The 18,614-nt window shown below is 40.9% G+C and carries 14 protein-coding genes, 1 tRNA gene and 1 riboswitch; of the genes, 10 read left to right on the top strand and 5 right to left on the bottom strand.

Going from position 1 to position 18,614, the window contains the following annotated elements; translation table 11 throughout:
* Position 1: 1 nt before the first annotated feature.
* Both nrdE and nrdH read right to left on the bottom strand, forming a co-directional pair.
* Positions 2-2,161: a class 1b ribonucleoside-diphosphate reductase subunit alpha gene (gene nrdE / locus HT680_RS03950; RefSeq protein ID WP_000523273.1), complete on the bottom strand. Its 2,160-nt coding sequence runs from the start codon at positions 2,159-2,161 to the stop codon at positions 2-4.
* 80 nt (positions 2,162-2,241) lie between these two features.
* Positions 2,242-2,460, bottom strand: coding sequence for a glutaredoxin-like protein NrdH (nrdH, locus tag HT680_RS03945; protein ID WP_000259240.1), 219 nt, complete (start codon positions 2,458-2,460; stop codon positions 2,242-2,244).
* A gap of 361 nt (positions 2,461-2,821) precedes the next feature.
* Between nrdH and HT680_RS03940 the strand changes: the two genes are divergently transcribed.
* The 5 genes from HT680_RS03940 (at position 2,822) to HT680_RS03920 (ending at position 11,920) form a co-directional block, all read left to right on the top strand.
* A complete protein-coding gene (locus HT680_RS03940; RefSeq protein ID WP_000146947.1) occupies positions 2,822-3,085 on the top strand; it encodes a phosphocarrier protein HPr in 264 nt (87 codons plus the stop codon).
* 4 nt (positions 3,086-3,089) lie between these two features.
* On the top strand, positions 3,090-4,823 hold the full coding sequence (gene ptsP, locus HT680_RS03935; RefSeq protein ID WP_049477716.1) for a phosphoenolpyruvate--protein phosphotransferase: 1,734 nt from the start codon (positions 3,090-3,092) through the stop codon (positions 4,821-4,823).
* Between the two features lie 253 nt (positions 4,824-5,076).
* Positions 5,077-7,614 carry a pneumococcal-type histidine triad protein gene (locus tag HT680_RS03930; RefSeq protein WP_173258402.1) on the top strand — a complete coding sequence of 846 codons (2,538 nt, stop codon included), beginning with the start codon at positions 5,077-5,079 and terminating at the stop codon, positions 7,612-7,614.
* Positions 7,615-7,809: 195 nt separating this feature from the next.
* A complete protein-coding gene (locus tag HT680_RS03925; RefSeq protein WP_173258400.1) occupies positions 7,810-8,727 on the top strand; it encodes a metal ABC transporter substrate-binding protein in 918 nt (305 codons plus the stop codon).
* 13 nt (positions 8,728-8,740) lie between these two features.
* Positions 8,741-11,920 carry a pneumococcal-type histidine triad protein gene (locus HT680_RS03920; protein WP_173258398.1) on the top strand — a complete coding sequence of 1,060 codons (3,180 nt, stop codon included), beginning with the start codon at positions 8,741-8,743 and terminating at the stop codon, positions 11,918-11,920.
* Positions 11,921-11,954: 34 nt separating this feature from the next.
* On the opposite strand, the gene pepT is transcribed toward HT680_RS03920, so the two are convergent.
* The gene (gene pepT / locus HT680_RS03915; protein WP_173258396.1) at positions 11,955-13,178 is read right to left on the bottom strand and encodes a peptidase T; all 1,224 of its coding nucleotides are present in this window, start codon (positions 13,176-13,178) and stop codon (positions 11,955-11,957) included.
* A gap of 152 nt (positions 13,179-13,330) precedes the next feature.
* On the opposite strand from pepT, the gene hemH reads away from it, so the two are divergent.
* Positions 13,331-14,425, top strand: coding sequence for a ferrochelatase (gene hemH, locus HT680_RS03910; protein WP_173258394.1), 1,095 nt, complete (start codon positions 13,331-13,333; stop codon positions 14,423-14,425).
* A gap of 48 nt (positions 14,426-14,473) precedes the next feature.
* On the opposite strand, the gene mscL is transcribed toward hemH, so the two are convergent.
* Both mscL and HT680_RS03900 read right to left on the bottom strand, forming a co-directional pair.
* A complete protein-coding gene (mscL, locus tag HT680_RS03905; RefSeq protein ID WP_000910209.1) occupies positions 14,474-14,854 on the bottom strand; it encodes a large conductance mechanosensitive channel protein MscL in 381 nt (126 codons plus the stop codon).
* 84 nt (positions 14,855-14,938) lie between these two features.
* Positions 14,939-15,370, bottom strand: coding sequence for a GtrA family protein (locus HT680_RS03900; protein ID WP_173258392.1), 432 nt, complete (start codon positions 15,368-15,370; stop codon positions 14,939-14,941).
* Between the two features lie 28 nt (positions 15,371-15,398).
* Positions 15,399-15,495: riboswitch (PreQ1 riboswitch) on the top strand.
* On the opposite strand from HT680_RS03900, the gene HT680_RS03895 reads away from it, so the two are divergent.
* From HT680_RS03895 to dapA, 4 genes are all read left to right on the top strand, one after another.
* Positions 15,493-16,002, top strand: coding sequence for a QueT transporter family protein (locus tag HT680_RS03895; protein ID WP_173258390.1), 510 nt, complete (start codon positions 15,493-15,495; stop codon positions 16,000-16,002). It overlaps the preceding riboswitch by 3 nt.
* A 105-nt stretch (positions 16,003-16,107) precedes the next feature.
* Positions 16,108-16,180, top strand: a tRNA-Thr gene (locus HT680_RS03890).
* A 358-nt stretch (positions 16,181-16,538) separates the two neighbouring features.
* Complete coding sequence (locus tag HT680_RS03885) at positions 16,539-17,615, top strand: aspartate-semialdehyde dehydrogenase (protein ID WP_173258388.1); 1,077 nt, start codon at positions 16,539-16,541, stop codon at positions 17,613-17,615.
* A 51-nt stretch (positions 17,616-17,666) separates the two neighbouring features.
* Positions 17,667-18,602 (top strand): 4-hydroxy-tetrahydrodipicolinate synthase, encoded by a 936-nt coding sequence (gene dapA / locus HT680_RS03880; protein ID WP_000121621.1) that lies wholly within the window; start codon positions 17,667-17,669, stop codon positions 18,600-18,602.
* Positions 18,603-18,614: the final 12 nt, after the last annotated feature.

Raw genomic sequence — 18,614 nt, 5'->3', positions numbered from 1 at the left:
GTTAAATCACACAGCTTTCACATTGGTTAGCACCAACTTCCCCACCGTCGTCTGTAAAGGTACGGACGTAGTAGATAGACTTGATTCCCTTGTTAAAGGCATAGTTACGAAGGATAGACAAGTCACGTGTCGTTTGTTTGTTTTCTTTCTTCCATTCGTAAAGTCCTTTTGGAATATCACTACGCATGAAGAGAGTGAGTGATAGTCCTTGGTCTACGTGCTCAGTCGCAGCAGCGTAAACATCAATCACTTTACGCATATCCATGTCGTAAGCAGAAGTGTAGTAAGGGATAGTATCTGTTGACAAGCCTGCAGCAGGATAGTAGATTTTACCGATTTTCTTCTCTTGGCGTTCTTCGATACGTTGCGTAATCGGGTGGATAGAAGCAGAAACGTCGTTGATGTAGCTGATAGAACCATTTGGAGCTACAGCAAGGCGGTTTTGGTGATAAAGACCATCTGCTTGAACCTTTTCGCGAAGTTCAGCCCAGTCAGCAGCACTCGGGATAAAGACGTCTTTGAAAAGCTCTTTGACACGATCTGATTTTGGAACAAATTCGCCTGTCACATACTTGTCGAAGTAGCTACCGTTAGCATAGTCTGATTTTTCAAAGTTGTGGAAGGTGATACCACGTTCGCGTGCGATATTATTTGATTCCACCAAGGTCCAGTAGTTCATAAGCATAAAGTAGATGCTTGTAAATTCAACTGACTCAGCTGATCCATACTCGATGAGTTGTTGGGCAAGGTAACTATGAAGTCCCATGGCACCAAGACCAAAGGTGTGAGCCAAACTGTTTCCGTGGTCGATAGTAGGAACAGCTACGATGTGCGAACTATCTGTAACGAAAGTCAAAGCACGAACCATAGCGCGGATAGAACGACCAAAGTCAGGTGAGGTCATCATGTTGACCACGTTTGTTGATCCAAGGTTACATGAAACATCTGTTCCCATTTGAAGGAATTCTTGAGCATCGTTGATCAAGCTTGGTTCTTGAACTTGAAGAATCTCAGAACACAAGTTACTCATGATAATCTTTCCATCAACAGGATTTGCACGGTTAGCCGTATCAATGTTGACTACATAAGGGTAGCCAGACTCTTGTTGCAATTTAGAGATTTCAGTTTCCAAATCACGCGCTTTGATTTTTGTCTTGCGGATGTTTGGATTTGCAACCAATTCATCGTATTTTTCCGTGATGTCGATGTAGTTGAACGGTACACCATATTCAAGCTCTACAGAGTATGGGCTAAAGAGATACATTTCTTCATTTTTGCGAGCCAATTCGTAGAATTTATCGGGCACCACAACACCAAGCGAAAGGGTCTTAACACGAACTTTTTCATCGGCATTTTCTTTCTTAGTGGAAAGGAAAGCGATGATATCTGGGTGAAAGACGTTGAGGTAGACAACACCAGCACCTTGACGTTGCCCGAGTTGGTTTGAGTAAGAGAAGCTGTCTTCAAAAAGCTTCATAACTGGTACGACACCAGAAGCTGCTCCTTCATAACCTTTGATAGGTGCGCCCGCTTCACGAAGGTTGCTGAGGGAAATTCCCACACCACCACCGATACGTGAAAGTTGAAGAGCAGAGTTGATAGAACGTCCGATAGAGTTCATATCATCAGTCACCTGAATCAAGAAACAGGATACCAACTCCCCACGACGAGCACGTCCAGCATTTAAGAAGGAAGGAGTAGCTGGTTGGTAGCGTTGGTGGATGATTTCATTGGCAATATCAGTCGCAATCGCTTCATCCCCGTCAGCAAAATAAAGCGCGTTAAAGAAGACACGGTCTTCCATACTTTCAAGGTAATATTCACCGTCATTAGTCTTCAAGGCATACTGGTTGTAAAACTTATAGGCAGCCATGAATGATTTGAATTGGAAGTTTTGGTCCTTGATAAATTGATGCAATTCTTCCAAAAACTCTGGACGGTATTTCTTGAGAAATGCAGTTTCGATGTAGTTATGTTCAATAAGGTAGTTGATTTTATCAGTAATTGAATCAAAAACCATGGTATTTGGAACTACATTTTCTTTAAAGAAGGCATCCAAGGCTTCCTTATCTTTATGAAGCATGATTTGTCCATTGACAGGACGGTTGATTTCGTTATTGAGACGGAAGTAAGTTACGTCCTCAAGATGTTTTAATCCCATAAAATTTCCTTTATCTAATTACAAAAGAAAGGCCTCTAAGTTAGCCCTAGAAGCAATCTCTTCTGGATGATGTACTAAGATTATGCTAATTGTTTCAGTTTTCCTGGTTGGAAGCCTGAAAAGACTTCAGTTGGTGTTTGGATAACAGGAGCTGCGCTGAAACCGAGCTCTTTAACTTGATCGATGTACTCTGGTTGCTCGTCGAGATTGATCTCACGATAAGCGACATTGTTGCTATCCAAGAAACGTTTGGTCATTTTACATTGTACACAATTATTTTTAGAATAAACCGTTACCATTTTCGTAACTCCTCATAAAATTTGATTACTTTCTTAGTATATCAGAAAAAAAAACTTTGTCAAATTTTTTAAACTAAATCTTGTGCCTAAAAGTTACAGTTTTAAAAACTAAATACAAGATATAGTGTTTTTTTAAAACATGAGCTTTGACTTTCATTGAACTATCAAAGTTTATTAAAACAAAAAAACTATATCCTGTATGTTGGTAATTTATATAGAAGATTTTCAGCAAGTTATCTGAAAGGAAATTGAAGAAAGTCCATAAAACACTTGAAAAATTATCTTGAAGGTGATATAATACACTATTGTAAGGGTTATCACTTATAACTCAAATAGAAAACACTTAAAGGAGAGTCAAACTATGGCTTCTAAAGATTTCCACGTAGTGGCAGAAACAGGTATTCACGCACGTCCAGCAACATTGTTGGTTCAAACAGCTAGCAAATTTGCTTCAGATATCACTCTTGAGTACAAAGGTAAATCAGTAAACCTTAAATCTATCATGGGTGTTATGAGTCTTGGTGTTGGCCAAGGTGCTGATGTTACAATTTCAGCTGAAGGTGCAGATGCTGACGATGCAATCGCTGCTATCTCTGAAACAATGGAAAAAGAAGGATTGGCATAAGGAAATGACAGAAATGCTTAAAGGAATCGCAGCATCTGACGGTGTTGCAGTTGCAAAAGCATATCTACTCGTTCAACCGGATTTGTCATTCGAGACTGTTACAGTCGAAGATACAAACGCAGAAGAAGCTCGCCTTGATGCCGCTTTACAAGCATCACAAGACGAGCTTTCTGTTATCCGTGAGAAAGCAGTAGGTACGCTAGGGGAAGAAGCTGCTCAAGTTTTTGACGCTCACTTAATGGTGCTTGCTGATCCTGAAATGATCAGCCAAATTAAAGAAACTATCCGTGCTAAGAAAGTGAATGCAGAAGCAGGTCTGAAAGAAGTGACAGACATGTTTATCACTATCTTTGAAGGCATGGAAGACAACCCATACATGCAAGAACGTGCAGCGGATATCCGCGACGTGACAAAACGTGTATTGGCTAATCTTCTTGGTAAGAAATTGCCAAACCCAGCTTCTATCAATGAAGAAGTGATCGTGATTGCACATGACTTGACTCCTTCAGATACAGCTCAATTGGACAAAAACTTTGTTAAAGCTTTTGTAACCAACATCGGTGGACGTACAAGCCACTCAGCTATCATGGCACGTACGCTTGAAATTGCGGCAGTATTGGGTACAAACAACATCACTGAAATCGTTAAAGATGGTGATATTCTCGCCGTTAACGGTATCACTGGTGAAGTAATTATCAACCCGACTGATGAGCAAGCAGCAGAATTTAAGGCAGCTGGTGAAGCTTATGCGAAGCAAAAAGCTGAATGGGCTCTCTTGAAAGATGCTAAAACAGTAACTGCTGATGGCAAACACTTCGAATTGGCTGCCAACATCGGTACTCCAAAAGACGTTGAAGGTGTCAATGACAATGGCGCTGAAGCTGTCGGTCTTTACCGTACAGAGTTCTTGTACATGGATTCTCAAGACTTCCCAACAGAAGACGAGCAGTACGAAGCTTACAAGGCTGTACTTGAAGGAATGAACGGTAAACCTGTTGTCGTTCGTACAATGGATATCGGTGGAGATAAGGAACTTCCTTACTTCGATATGCCTCACGAAATGAACCCATTCCTTGGATTCCGTGCCCTTCGTATCTCTATCTCTGAGACTGGAGATGCTATGTTCCGCACACAAATCCGTGCCCTTCTTCGTGCGTCTGTTCACGGTCAATTGCGTATCATGTTCCCAATGGTTGCGCTCTTGAAAGAATTCCGTGCAGCGAAAGCAGTCTTTGACGAAGAAAAAGCAAACCTTCTTGCTGAAGGTGTTGCAGTTGCGGATAATATCCAAGTTGGTATCATGATCGAGATTCCTGCAGCGGCTATGCTTGCAGACCAATTTGCTAAAGAAGTTGACTTCTTCTCAATTGGTACAAACGACTTGATCCAATACACAATGGCAGCAGACCGTATGAACGAGCAAGTTTCATACCTTTACCAACCATATAACCCATCAATCCTACGCTTGATCAACAATGTTATCAAAGCAGCTCACGCTGAAGGTAAATGGGCTGGTATGTGTGGTGAGATGGCTGGTGACCAACAAGCTGTTCCACTCCTTGTCGGAATGGGCTTGGATGAGTTCTCTATGTCAGCAACATCTGTACTTCGTACACGCAGCTTGATGAAAAAACTCGACACAGCTAAGATGGAAGAGTACGCAAACCGTGCTCTTACAGAATGCTCAACAATGGAAGAAGTTCTTGAACTTCAAAAAGAATACGTTAATTTTGATTAATCGAAAGATTCCTGTAACTAAGTTGCAGGGACTTTTTTTGGTATTTTTAAAAGAAATTTCAGGAAAGCTGATTACATGAACCCTTTTAAAGAAAAAGTAGTGGTGCAGAATAAAAAATACTTAACTGGTTTATAAAATTCTTGACAAGCTGCGAATTTAGGAGTAAACTGTTAACCAGTTAAGTAATAGAGAGGAGTTTCTGCAATTTAGAAATGAATTGCAACTAGAAATATAAAAAAGAAAGAGAGTTTCGATGAAAATTAATAAAAAATACCTTGCTGGTTCTGCGGCAGCTTTAATTTTAAGTGTTTGCTCTTACGAGTTGGGACTTTATCAAGCTAGAACGGTCAAGGAAAATAATCGTGTTTCCTATATAGATGGAAAACAGGCGACGCAGAAAACGGAGAATCTGACTCCTGATGAGGTCAGCAAAAAAGAAGGCATCAATGCCGAGCAAATCGTCATCAAGATAACTGATCAAGGTTATGTCACTTCACATGGAGACCACTATCATTATTACAATGGGAAGGTTCCTTATGATGCTATCATCAGTGAAGAGTTGCTGATGAAGGATCCAAACTACCAGCTCAAGGATGAGGATATTGTCAGTGAAATCAAGGGTGGTTATGTTATCAAGGTGGATGGAAAATACTATGTCTACCTTAAGGATGCAGCCCATGCAGATAATGTCCGTACAAAAGAAGAAATCAATCGGCAAAAACAAGAGCATAGTCAACATCGTGAAGGTGGGACTCCAAGAAACGATGGTGCTCTAGCCTTGGCACGTTCGCAAGGACGATATACTACAGATGATGGTTACATCTTTAATGCCTCTGATATCATTGAAGATACTGGTGATGCTTATATCGTTCCTCATGGCGACCATTACCATTACATTCCTAAGAGTGAGTTATCAGCCAGCGAATTGGCTGCAGCAGAAGCCTTTCTATCTGGTAGAAGTGGCCAATCAAATACGCCTACTTATCGCCGTACCAATAACAACAGTGCTAGCAGCGATGTAGATAGATGGACCCCATCCTATAATAACCAAGGCAGTGGCTATACGCACACGAACACAGCTAACAACAGTAGCAACGATAGCCAAGTAAGTCAAAGTGATGAGGATATTGATGGCCTTCTGAAACAACTTTATGCCTTGCCACTCAGCCAACGACACGTAGAATCTGATGGTCTTGTTTTCGACCCAGCACAAATCACAAGTCGAACAGCCAGAGGAGTTGCTGTGCCTCATGGGAACCATTACCATTTCATCCCTTACGAACAAATGTCTGAATTGGAAGAACGAATCGCTCGTATTATTCCTCTACAGTACAGTTCGAACCATTGGGTGCCGGATTCAAGACCAGCAGAACCAAGTCCACAACAGACTCCGGAACCTAGTCCAAGCCCGCAACCTGCACCAAATCCTCAACCATCTCCAAGCAATCCAATTGACGAAAAATTGGTCAAACAGGCAATTCGAAAAGTAGCTGATGGCTATGTATTTGAAGAGAATGGAACCTCTCGTTATATTCCTGCTAAGGAACTTTCAGCAGAAACTGCTGCAGCCATTGATAGTAAACTCGCCAAGCAAGAAAGTTTAGCTCATAAACTCGAAGCTAAGAAAACCAACCTCCCATCTGCTAATCGAGGATTTTACAATAAGGCTTATGACTTGCTAGCAAGAGTTCATCAAGACTTACTTGCTAATAAAGGGCGTCAAGCTGATTTTGACGCTTTGGATAAACTGTTGGAACGTCTCAATGATGCCTCAAGTGATAAAATCAAGTTGGTGGATGATATCCTGGCCTTCCTAGCACCGATTCGTCATCCAGAACGTCTAGGAAAACCAAATGCGCAAATTGCCTATACTGATGATGAGATTCAAGTAGCCAAGTTGGCAGGCAAGTATACAACAGAAGATGGCTATATCTTTGATCCTCGTGATATCACCAGTGATGAGGGGGATGCCTATGTAACTCCACATATGACCCATAGTCATTGGATTAAGAAAGATAGTTTGTCTGAAGCTGAAAGAGCGGCAGCCCAGGCTTATGCTAAAGAGAAAGGTTTGACTCCTCCTTCAACAGACCATCAGGATTCAGGAAATACAGAGGCTAAAGGAGCAGAAGCAATCTACAACCGCGTGAAAGCAGCTAAGAAGGTGCCCCTTGATCGTATTCCATATAATCTCCAACATACTGTGGAAGTCAAAAACGGTAGTTTAATCATTCCTCATTATGACCATTACCATAACATCAAATTTGAGTGGTTTGACGAAGGGCTTTATGAGGCACCTAAGGGGTATAGTCTAGAAGATCTCTTTGCGACTGTCAAGTACTATGTCGAACATCCAAACGAACGTCCGCATTCAGATAGTGGTTGGGGAAATGCAAGTGACCATGTTCAAAGAAACCAAAATGGCCAAGCTGATACCAATCAAACGGAAAAACCATCACAGGAGAAACCTCGGACAGACAAACCTGAGGAAGAAAAACCTCACGAAGAGAAGCCTCAAAGTGAGAAACCAGAATCTCCAAAACTAACCGAGGAGCCGGAAGAAGAATCACCAGAGGAACCAGAAGAACCTCAGGTCGAGACTGAAAAGGTTGAAGCGAAGTTGAGAGAGGCTGAAGAGCTACTTGCAAAGATCCAAGACCCCATTATCAAGTCCAATGCCAAAGAAACTCTCACAGGTTTGAAAAATAATCTGCTATTTGGTGCGCAGGACAACAATACCATTATGTCTGAAGCTGAAAAGTTGTTGGCATTATTAAAGGAGAGTAAGTAAAGGTAGTAGCATTTTCTAGCTCCTAAAAACAGGATAGGAGAACTAGAAAAGTTAAAAAAGAAAGTGAGAACAGAATGCGAGTTCTAGTTCTCATTTTTTTCATGAAAATGTGCAAAATATCTTGACATATAGTATAAATAAAGATAAACTATTTACTAGTTAATTAAATGGTTAAATACTAGTTAAGGAGTAATGATGAAAAAAAGAACATTTCTATTATTAATGGCCAGTCTGTTGATTCTTGTCTTAGGAGCATGTAGTCAAAAAGAAAAACAAGAAGCAAAAGGAATGAAGATTGTAACAAGTTTTTACCCAATCTATGCCATGGTCAAAGAGGTATCGGGGGACTTGAATGATGTACGGATGATTCAGTCAAGTAGTGGGATTCACTCCTTTGAACCGTCAGCAAATGACATTGCTGCTATCTATGACGCGGATGTCTTTGTCTACCATTCTCATACGCTCGAATCTTGGGCGGGAAGTCTAGATCCTAACTTGAAAAACTCAAAAGTTAAAGTTTTAGAAGCTTCTGAAGGAATGACTTTGGAGCGTGTACCGGGCTTAGAAGATGTAGAAGCTGGTGACGGTATTGATGAAAAAACACTCTACGACCCTCACACTTGGTTAGATCCAGAAAAAGCAGGTGAAGAGGCACAGATTATTACGGACAAACTTTCGGAGCTTGATAGTGCTAATAAGGAAACGTATCAAAAGAATGCCAAAAACTTTATCGCTAAAGCACAAGAATTGACTAAGAAGTACCAACCTATTTTTGAAAAAGCGAGTCAAAAGACTTTTGTTACACAACATACTGCCTTTTCTTATCTCGCTAAACGCTTTGGCTTGAAACAACTTGGTATAGCAGGGATTTCCCCTGAACAAGAACCAAGTCCGAGACAGTTGACAGAAATCCAAGAATTTGTCAAAACCTATAAGGTCAAAACCATCTTTACTGAGAGCAATGCTTCTTCTAAAGTCGCTGAGACCTTGGTCAAATCAACAGGAGTTAGCCTAAAGACACTCAATCCTTTAGAAGCAGATCCTGAAAATGACAAAACTTACTTAGAAAACCTAGAAGAAAATATGAATGTTCTTGCAGAAGAATTAAAATGAGGAGATGATGAAAATGAAGAAAAAGTACCTTGCAGCAGGATCGGCTCTTGTCCTTTCCCTAAGCCTTTGCATCTATGCATTGAATCAACACCAGGTAGAAGGAAACAAAGATAATAACCGTGTGTCTTATGTCGATGGGAAGCAAGACTCTCAAAAAACAGAGACTCAGACACCAGATCAAGTTAGCAAAAAAGAAGATATTCAGGCAGAACAAATTGTTGTGAAAATTACCGATCAAGGTTATGTGACTTCACATGGTGATCATTTCCATTATTACAATGGTAAAGTTCCTTTTGACGCGATTTTCAGTGAAGAACTGTTGATGAAAGATGCCAATTATCAACTGAAAGATGCTGACATTGTCAACGAAATCAAAGGTGGCTACATTATCAAGGTGGATGGTAAGTATTATGTCTACCTTAAAGATGCGGCTCATGCTGATAATGTTCGTACGAAGGACGAAATTGAGCGCCAAAAACAAGGCCATACTCATGATGCGCCAACTTCAAACAGTGCAGTGGCGCTTGCTCAATCTCAAGGTCGCTATACCACCGATGATGGGTACATCTTTAATCCATCTGATATTATAGAGGATACTGGTGATGCTTATATTGTCCCTCATGGTGGACATTACCACTATATTCCAAAGAGTTCCTTGTCTGCTAGCGAATTGGCAGCTGCGCAAGCTTACCTCTCTGGAACTAGAAAACAAGCAAGTGTGACTGACTATCGTCCGAATCCAAACGCAACTAGTCAAACTAGCAATCTGAGTCAAGAAGCTGAAAGATCAATCAATCCAGAAGAGAGCTTACAGAGTCTATTGCAACAGCTCTATGCTATTCCGCGTGAACAACGATATACAGAGTCAGATGGTGTTATCTTCGATCCAACAAAAATTATTAGTAGAACTGCAAATGGAGTAGCGATTCCTCATGGAAATCACTATCATTTCATTCCATATACAAAGCTTTCTGCCTTGGAAGAAAAGATTGCACGTATGGTTCAGTTGAGTGATGGTAATTCTACGTTTTCTCCATCTGTAAAAACAACTAAAGTCGATCAGCTACTTTCGACTCCACTGTTTAACAGAGGAGCAGAAAATCATTCTACAAATACAGGAACTTACTCAACAGATGATGGTTATGTCTTTAATCCAAATGATGTAGTGGAAGATACTGGGAACGCCTATATTGTAAGACACGGGAATCATTTCCATTACATCCCTAAGTCATCACTTACAACTGGACCTCAATCCTTGCCAAACAATACCACAAGGCCTGTACCAGTAGCTCCTTCACATCATGATGAAGACCATGATCACGGCTTTTCAGCTGACCGTGTCATCAGTGAGGATGAGCAAGGTTTTGTAGTGTCACATGAAGATCACGCTCATTATTTCTTTAAGAAGGACTTGACTGCAGCCCAAATCAAAGCAGCCCAAAATCACTTGAAAGAAAATCATCAGCCCCAGCACGTTCAACCACTTGCAAAGACTGTGGAAAGTTTCTCACGAGATGCTAGTGATGATGAAAAAATCAAGTATATCTCACAGACCTACGGGGTTCCGCTCGAAGCGATTCGCATTTCAAACGGCTTCTTTGTCTTTGGAAATCCGGATCAAGCCTATGATCCAACCCATATCCATCCCTATGCTGTTCGAAAAGAACATGTTCGTATTCCTCTCCAAACTGGAAATCCAGAACTTGATTTCCTAAATGAACTTTATACGACTGCCCTACGTGATGGGGTGTCTCCTTATAGTTTACAGGTAGAAAGTGGTAGTTTTGTGATTCCTCACGGAGACCACAATCACTACATCAAGGTTCAAACCAAAGGCTATGAAGTAGCTCTGAAAAACAAGATTCCGGCCCTACAATCGACCTATCAACCTGGGACTTTTGATGAACAAACTGTTCTATCTAAAGTGGATCAACTGTTAGCAGATAGCAGAAGTCTCTACAAAGACCAGCCAATCATGCAAAGACGTGTTGAACTTGCTTTGGGGCAGTTCACCGAAAATATGAAAAAACTGGCAACAAACTCAACTGCTGGATATCTAGCAGCCTTGGATCTCTTTGATAAACAGTATATCCATGTGGATCAAAGTGTGGCACCAGTTGAAACTTCACCTTTAGATAAGAAGTATCAATCCCTAGTAGATAAGATCAATACACTGGATACAGATACTTATGGCTTGCCTAAGAAAGATCTTTTGGTACATTTGCAGGAAGCTAAGCTAGCACAGGATGAGACAGAGTTGGCTGCCATTGAAGCGAAACTTCAGGCCTTGCAAGATTTCAGAGATCGAACAGGGGTTACAACAGTAGAGTACATCAAGTATTTCTATGAACATGTATCTGATGGTCGTTTGAGAGAAGAACTTCGGAACCGTGTTGCCCAGTTGACATGGGAACTTTACCAGTCACAATCTTTCCTCAAAGCAACCGACTTGAACAAGTTATTCCCAACTATTTACCAAACTAAGCTAGAAGTAGAAGAAGCTCTCAAAGAAGAACCCGTATCTACAAAAGCTGGTAAGACTATTCTAGATACGGAAAAAGTAGATAGTCAAACTGCTAAGACCGCCATCTATGAATTCCTAAAAGAACTCTACGGTGATTTTATGCCAGAAGAACGGGTTAGCCATGTTAAGAAGGAAGAAGTGGATGCTCTTCTAACAAAAGCTGCCCAACTCCTAGCGCGTGTCAAAGAAGACGGGGTCAAACAATCCCTAGCTGAAGAAGTAGCTAATATCAAAGCGGCTACTGAAAAGGAAAATGCAGACCTTGACGAAGCTAAAACCCAGCTTGAGGATCTTTTGAATCGTATTGCAGCAACTATCCAACGAGAGGAAAAAGAAGCAGAACAAGATCCACAAACGGTGATTATCTACCAAAAACTCTATAATGTCTTGCTCTCTCTTCACAAGTACTTAGAGGATAACAAAGGATCCGATGCTGACTTTGAACGTGTTGATGCCCTATTTGATCAACTTGCAGCCAAAAGCAGCGATAAAGAAGGTCTCCTTACTCTAGCTAAAGAGATCATTAGCTTGAACCAGGAACTCCGTTCAAAAGCAAGTGAAACTGATAGCCAATCTAAGTCTGAAAAAGACAGTGAAACAGCTGCTTCTCAAGCGACAGAAAAGCAAGCGCAAAGTGAGTCTGAGCCAAGTGCTCAACCAAACGAATAAAAAAAGGCGAAGTAGCTGAGCTACCTCGTCTTTTTTAGTCTTTATAAGCTACAATACCAATGATGGTATCCACTGCACGCTCCATAGTCTGAAGGCTAACATATTCAAAACGTCCATGCATGTTTTCACCACCTGCAAAGATATTAGGAGTTGGGATACCCATAAAGGAAATCTTAGAGCCATCTGTCCCACCACGAATTGGTTCGATAATTGGCGTGATACCTAGATCTTCCATAACAGCTTTAGCAATGGTAACAGGCGTCATGTCTTTCTCAATGACTTCCTTCATATTGTAGTACTGGTCTGTCAGAGTCAAGGTCACGCGATCATTCCCAAGCTCTTGATTCATCTTGTCAGCAATGGCTTGCATAGCTGCTTTACGTGCTTCAAAGGCATCTTTTTCAAAATCACGGATGATATAGCTTGCACGCGCCTCCTCGACACTACCTGACACATCCATAAGATGATAGAAACCTTGGTAGCCATCTGTCAGTTCAGGTCGGTCACTCTCTGGAAGTTGATTATGAAAATCAATTGCTAGCTGAAGAGCATTGACCATTTGACCTTTAGCAGTACCAGGGTGGACATTGCGGCCTTGGAAATGGAGTTCAGCAGCAGCTGCTGAAAAAGTCTCGTACTGAAGTTCTCCTAGCGGACCACCGTCAACAGTATAGGCAAAGTCAACGTCAAAATCTTCAGCATCAAACTTGTTAGCTCCAACACCGATTTCTTCATCTGGTCCAAAACCAACTCGAATCTCACAGTGTTTGATTTCAGGGTGAGCAGTCAAGTATTCAATAGCAGTCATAATCTCGGCAATACCTGACTTGTCATCAGCACCCAGCAAGGTCGTGCCATCTGTTGTGATAAGCGTTTGGCCTGGATATTTTTCAAGACTCTTAAAGTCAGCTGGATCCAGTTTAAATCCAGAATCACCCAAGTCGATAACTCCACCATCATAGTTTTCGATAACTTGCGGATTAACTCCCTCAGCATTAAAGTCAGCTGTATCCATGTGGGAGATGAACCCGATTTTGCGTGTCAAGCTCGGATCATTAGCTGGTAAGGTACCAATGGCGAAACCATTTGGGAGGTAGTAAACATTTTGCAGGCCGACACGTTTCATTTCAGGAATAAGAACATTGGTCGCAAAATCTACCTGACTTTGCGTACTTGGAGTAGTAGTCGAGTGTTCATCAGAACGCGTATTGACCTTAACGTAGGTCAAGAAACGCTCTAAAAGGTTGGGATAAGTCATAAAAACTCCTTTAATATCATTTTTTTCATTGTATCATAGAATGGAGAGAAAGACAAAGGGGAGTAAATAAAAATAAAATGAATGAAAGCGTTTATTTATTATATATTTCATGGTAAAATGGTAATTGAAAAAAATATCACAAGGACATATCGATGAAAAAAGCAATTTTAATGATGACATTCGGTTCGCCAGAAGAGATTACCTTTGAGAGTGTGGCGGATTTTTTTACCAATATTCGTCGTGGAGTTAGACCCAAAGATCACGAGATTCAGACTCTTTATGATAATTATGTTCGTATAGGTGGTACGCCCCTGCAGAGGATTACACGTGAGGAGGTCAGTCTAGTCAAGGAACGGTTAGGAGAAGAGTATGGCATCTACTTTGCTAACAAATTTTCTCGCCCCTTTATTCCTGATATAATCAAGCAGATGGAGGCTGATGGCGTTGAAGAGTGTATTTGTTTGATTTTAGAACCCCATTATTCCTTCTACTCGGTTATGGGGTATGAGAAGTTTCTGGAAAGTCAGCAAATCCGATTTTTAGTCATTAAGGACTGGTATCAGCAACAGTCTTTGCTGGACTTTTGGTCAGATGAGATTAGCAAAATTTTACGAAACGATGTGAGAGAAGATTCTTTTAAGGTGATCTTCTCAGCCCACAGTGTTCCCATTTTTGCCTTGGACTTTGGAGATCCATATATCGATCAGATTTTTGATAATAGCAAGTTGATAGCAGAGCAACTCAGTCTAACAGCAGATCAGTATACCAATACTTGGCAGAGCGAGAGTGATATTGGAATCCCTTGGATTAAGCCAGATGTACTCGAGTATTTGAGAGAACAAAAGCAACATCCAGAGCATTATATTTTTGTACCAATTAGCTTTATCAGTGAGCATATTGAAGTTCTTTTTGATAACGATGTAGAATGTTATGAATTATGTCGAGAATTAGGTATAACCTATCATCGACCACCTATGCCAAACACAGATTCTCGTTTAATTGACGCTTTAGTTGATACTGTAAGAGCCAATGAACACAAAGAATTTAAGGAATTTCTCCCAGAAGAAGAAACCTTTGATGAGTTAGCACCTTCAGCAACCACCAAGGATATTATGGAGGAGACAGATGACCTTCAGATGCCAGAATTTGTGAAAAAACTGATTGAGAAAAAAGGCCGTGAAAATGTGAAGATGCCTTACTTGATTAAGAAAATGCTCGAAAAGGCTGGTAAATTGCCGAAAGAGTAAAGAGTAAAGAAAAAGGATTTAGCATGAAGCCTAGATCCTTTATTTGTCTTATTTTTTCTCAAGAAGGGCTTTGATTTCTTGAAGAACTTCAAGTTCAGTTGGAGCAGCAGGTGTATCTTCAGCTGGCTCTTCTTTCTTAGTAAGGTTTTGAGCTTTTTCAACAGCTTTGATAACGAAGAAAAGAACAGTGCCAATCACTAAGAAGTTGATAACAGCACTCAAGAAGCTACCATAACCAACACCATTCCATGAAAGTTCAGCGATACGTTCTACGTTCGCAGCTTTCAAAGCTGGGTTCAAGATAAGTGGAGTGATGATATCATTTACAAGTGAAGTAACGATGGCACCAAAAGCAGAGGCGATGATCACACCGACAGCGAGGTCAACGACATTACCGCGAAGCAAAAATTCTTTAAGATCTTTTAACATTTTCATAATTTCCTTTCAAAAACTAATCTTAATTGTACCTGAAATACCTAGATATTGCAACCTTAATGCTTAATGACATCCATTTCATTTATAAAAAACGTATACTTTACTAAAAATATAGTTAAGAATGATAATCAAAACCTGCGCAATTAGCGTTTCGATGGTATTGACCTGATCTAGTTGATCGTTGACAAATTGCCCGATAATATCGGGATAAGATGTAACAAAGATATAAGTTAAAAGAACGTCAAGACCAAGAGTAGAGAGACGAGCTAAGAAAAACTTAGCCAGGCGAGTCGGCCAATTTCTTCTCTCTTGTTTAAAGACGATTGTATCATTTGTGATAAAAGCAAAGAGAATCCCAATGATATTTGCGAGTACGGTTGCTAGGATTTCCTGGTGACTGATATGGTAGATAAATAAACGTGACAGGATAGATACTAGAGTAGTAGCACCACCAAAAAATAGGTAGGATAGGATTTCGTTATCAAAGAATGCTCTTATTAGTTTTTTCATGATTTTAGTATAGCATAAAGCTGGCTATTGTGCTATACTGGTAAGGTTGATAATCTCAACCCTTGGTGCTTAGCTTCTTTCACCAAGCATATTTTACGCGGGAAACCGCCAAAGGAGAAAACATGAAAAAATTAACTGTTCGTGATATGGCAGATATTGCTATCGTTGCTGCTATCTATGTGGTTTTGACCATCACCCCACCCCTTAATGCCATTAGCTACGGTGCCTACCAGTTCCGTATTTCTGAGATGATGAATTTCTTGGCCTTTTACAATCCCAAATATATCATCGGTGTGACGATTGGATGTATGATTGCTAATTTCTTTAGCTTCGGTCTAATAGATGTCTTTGTCGGTGGGGGATCTACCCTAGTTTTCCTTAGTCTAGGTGTATGGCTATTTAGCAAGTACAAGAAAGACTATCTGTTCAATGGTTTGATTCGAAAAGATCATTTCTTCTTTTCAATCCTCTTCTCCATTTCAATGATTACCATTGCAGCAGAACTCTATATTGTCGCAGAAGCTCCATTATTCTTGACATGGTTTTCTACTGGAATTGGTGAGTTTGCATCACTTATCGTAGGTGCGATTTTGATCAATAAACTGGGACAACGAATCGATCTTACAAAATAAGAAGTTTATAAGCTAGATTCTTGCTAAATCTAGCTTTTTTCATTCCAGAAAATTAAAATAGAGCGCTTGACAAGAACATAGAACTATAGTATACTTTTTAGGTAGGCTGATTTAGCTCAGTTGGCAGAGCGCATCCATGGTAAGGATGAGGTCGCCGGTTCAATCCCGGCAATTAGCATGATAGAAACAAAATAACCTTGGGAGACCAAGGTTTTTCTTATACTTCTGTGAAAATGAAGCTAAAGAGTTTTGACAGTTGACAAAAGTGACTCTATCTAGTAGAATAGTAGTTGCGATGAGTCGATAGGTAGTCTTCGGACTACTATTGAGCATAAGGAGGTCATAACGCAGGAGCGGACCTTGATGAGTTGTGTGAACCTGCTCATCACATGAAGATGCCTCTTAGTCCCTAGTCGAATGGCTAGGGATTTTTAATTTTCAGAAAATATAGCCTCAAAATACTTTGCAATTCATTGAAAAAGTAGTATAATATTCCTATTATAGAAATTTTTAGAAAATTCCGAAAGAGGTTATTTATGGGATATAAAGTTGCTGTAGTCGGCGCGACAGGTGCTGTCGGAGCTCAGATGATAAAAATGTTGGAAGAATCAACACTTCCAATCGATAAAATTCGTTACCTTGCTTCTTCACGTTCAGCAGGCAAGACTCTGAAATTTAAAGACCAGGACATTACGATTGAGGAAACAACTGAAACAGCCTTTGAGGGCGTTGATATTGCACTCTTCTCAGCAGGTGGTTCGACATCAGCTAAGTATGCACCATACGCAGTTCAAGCTGGAGCGGTAGTAGTAGATAACACATCTTATTTCCGTCAAAACCCAGATGTACCATTGGTTGTCCCAGAAGTAAATGCTCATGCACTTGATGCCCACAACGGAATCATTGCCTGCCCTAACTGTTCCACAATCCAAATGATGGTGGCTCTTGAGCCTGTTCGTCAAAAATGGGGCTTGGACCGTATCATCGTTTCAACTTACCAAGCGGTTTCAGGTGCTGGTATGGGAGCGATTCTTGAAACACAACGTGAGCTTCGTGAAGTTTTAAATGATGGTGTCAATCCACGTGATTTGCAAGCGGAAATCTTGCCTTCAGGTGGTGACAAGAAACATTATCCTATCGCTTTTAACGCTCTTCCACAAATCGATGTCTTTACTGACAACGATTACACTTATGAAGAGATGAAGATGACCAAGGAAACTAAGAAAATCATGGAAGATGATAGCATCGCAGTGTCTGCAACATGCGTGCGTATTCCAGTCTTGTCAGCTCACTCTGAGTCTGTTTACATCGAAACAAAAGAAGTGGCTCCAATCGAAGAAGTGAAAGCAGCTATTTCAGCCTTCCCAGGTGCTGTTCTTGAGGATGACGTGGCTAACCAAGTCTACCCGCAAGCCATCAATGCTGTCGGATCACGTGATACCTTTGTTGGTCGTATCCGTAAAGACTTGGATGCTGAAAAAGGAATCCACATGTGGGTTGTTTCAGATAACCTTCTCAAAGGTGCTGCTTGGAACTCTGTACAGATCGCAGAAACGCTTCATGAGCGTGGTTTGGTCCGTCCAACAGCTGAGCTGAAATTTGAATTGAAATAATGGTTTAGGAGTTCGAATGAACTCCTTCTTTGAAATAGAGAGGTGTTTCTCATGTCTTATCAAGATTTAAAAGAGTGTAAAATCATCACAGCCTTTATTACCCCTTTCCATGAGGATGGTTCTATCAATTTTGATGCTATTCCAGCCTTGATTGAGCATTTGTTGGCCCATCACACAGATGGAATTCTTCTAGCTGGAACGACTGCTGAGAGTCCGACTCTGACCCACGATGAAGAGTTGGAACTCTTTGCAGCTGTGCAAAAGGTTGTCAATGGACGCGTTCCTTTGATTGCGGGTGTAGGTACCAATGATACGCGTGACTCTATCGAGTTTGTCAAAGAAGTCGCAGAATTTGGTGGTTTCGCTGCTGGACTTGCTATCGTACCGTACTACAACAAACCTTCACAAGAAGGGATGTACCAGCACTTTAAAGCTATTGCAGACGCCTCAGATTTGCCTATTATCATTTATAACATTCCAGGGCGTGTGGTTGTCGAATTGACTCCAGAAACCATGCTTCGCTTGGCTGATCATCCAAACATCATCGGTGTCAAGGAATGTACTAGCCTGGCTAATATGGCTTACTTGATTGAGCACAAGCCAGAAGAGTTCTTGATCTATACTGGTGAGGATGGAGATGCCTTCCATGCCATGAATCTTGGTGCAGATGGGGTTATCTCTGTTGCATCCCATACAAATGGGGATGAAATGCACGAGATGTTCACTGCCATTGCAGAAAGCGATATGAAGAAGGCTGCGGCTATTCAGCGTAAATTCATTCCTAAGGTCAATGCGCTCTTCTCTTATCCAAGTCCTGCTCCAGTTAAGGCAGTACTTAACTACATGGGATTTGAAGCTGGACCAACTCGTCTACCTCTAGTTCCAGCGCCAGAAGAAGATGCCAAACGCATTATCAAGGTTGTCGTAGATGGTGACTACGAAGCAACTAAGGCAACCGTAACAGGTGTCCTAAGACCAGATTACTAATAAAGACAATAA

Origin of the sequence: Streptococcus sp. 5905, from assembly GCF_013276505.1 — a bacterium.
Classification (GTDB): Bacteria; Bacillota; Bacilli; order Lactobacillales; family Streptococcaceae; genus Streptococcus.
Note: the sequence above shows the minus strand (reverse complement) of the source record. Positions and strands in the feature narration are given on the sequence as shown.

Bases quoted from the DNA above. Each gene is read 5' to 3' on its own strand.
- HT680_RS03900 (WP_173258392.1), bottom strand. From the start codon at position 15,370: ATGAAAAAACTAATAAGAGCATTCTTTGATAACGAAATCCTATCCTAC.
- nrdH (WP_000259240.1), bottom strand. From the start codon at position 2,460: ATGGTAACGGTTTATTCTAAAAATAATTGTGTACAATGTAAAATGACC.
- nrdE (WP_000523273.1), bottom strand. From the start codon at position 2,161: ATGGGATTAAAACATCTTGAGGACGTAACTTACTTCCGTCTCAATAAC.
- HT680_RS03930 (WP_173258402.1), top strand. From the start codon at position 5,077: ATGAAAATTAATAAAAAATACCTTGCTGGTTCTGCGGCAGCTTTAATT.
- hemH (WP_173258394.1), top strand. From the start codon at position 13,331: ATGAAAAAAGCAATTTTAATGATGACATTCGGTTCGCCAGAAGAGATT.
- HT680_RS03885 (WP_173258388.1), top strand. From the start codon at position 16,539: ATGGGATATAAAGTTGCTGTAGTCGGCGCGACAGGTGCTGTCGGAGCT.
- HT680_RS03925 (WP_173258400.1), top strand. From the start codon at position 7,810: ATGAAAAAAAGAACATTTCTATTATTAATGGCCAGTCTGTTGATTCTT.
- HT680_RS03920 (WP_173258398.1), top strand. From the start codon at position 8,741: ATGAAGAAAAAGTACCTTGCAGCAGGATCGGCTCTTGTCCTTTCCCTA.
- HT680_RS03895 (WP_173258390.1), top strand. From the start codon at position 15,493: ATGAAAAAATTAACTGTTCGTGATATGGCAGATATTGCTATCGTTGCT.
- HT680_RS03940 (WP_000146947.1), top strand. From the start codon at position 2,822: ATGGCTTCTAAAGATTTCCACGTAGTGGCAGAAACAGGTATTCACGCA.
- dapA (WP_000121621.1), top strand. From the start codon at position 17,667: ATGTCTTATCAAGATTTAAAAGAGTGTAAAATCATCACAGCCTTTATT.
- mscL (WP_000910209.1), bottom strand. From the start codon at position 14,854: ATGTTAAAAGATCTTAAAGAATTTTTGCTTCGCGGTAATGTCGTTGAC.
- ptsP (WP_049477716.1), top strand. From the start codon at position 3,090: ATGACAGAAATGCTTAAAGGAATCGCAGCATCTGACGGTGTTGCAGTT.
- pepT (WP_173258396.1), bottom strand. From the start codon at position 13,178: ATGACTTATCCCAACCTTTTAGAGCGTTTCTTGACCTACGTTAAGGTC.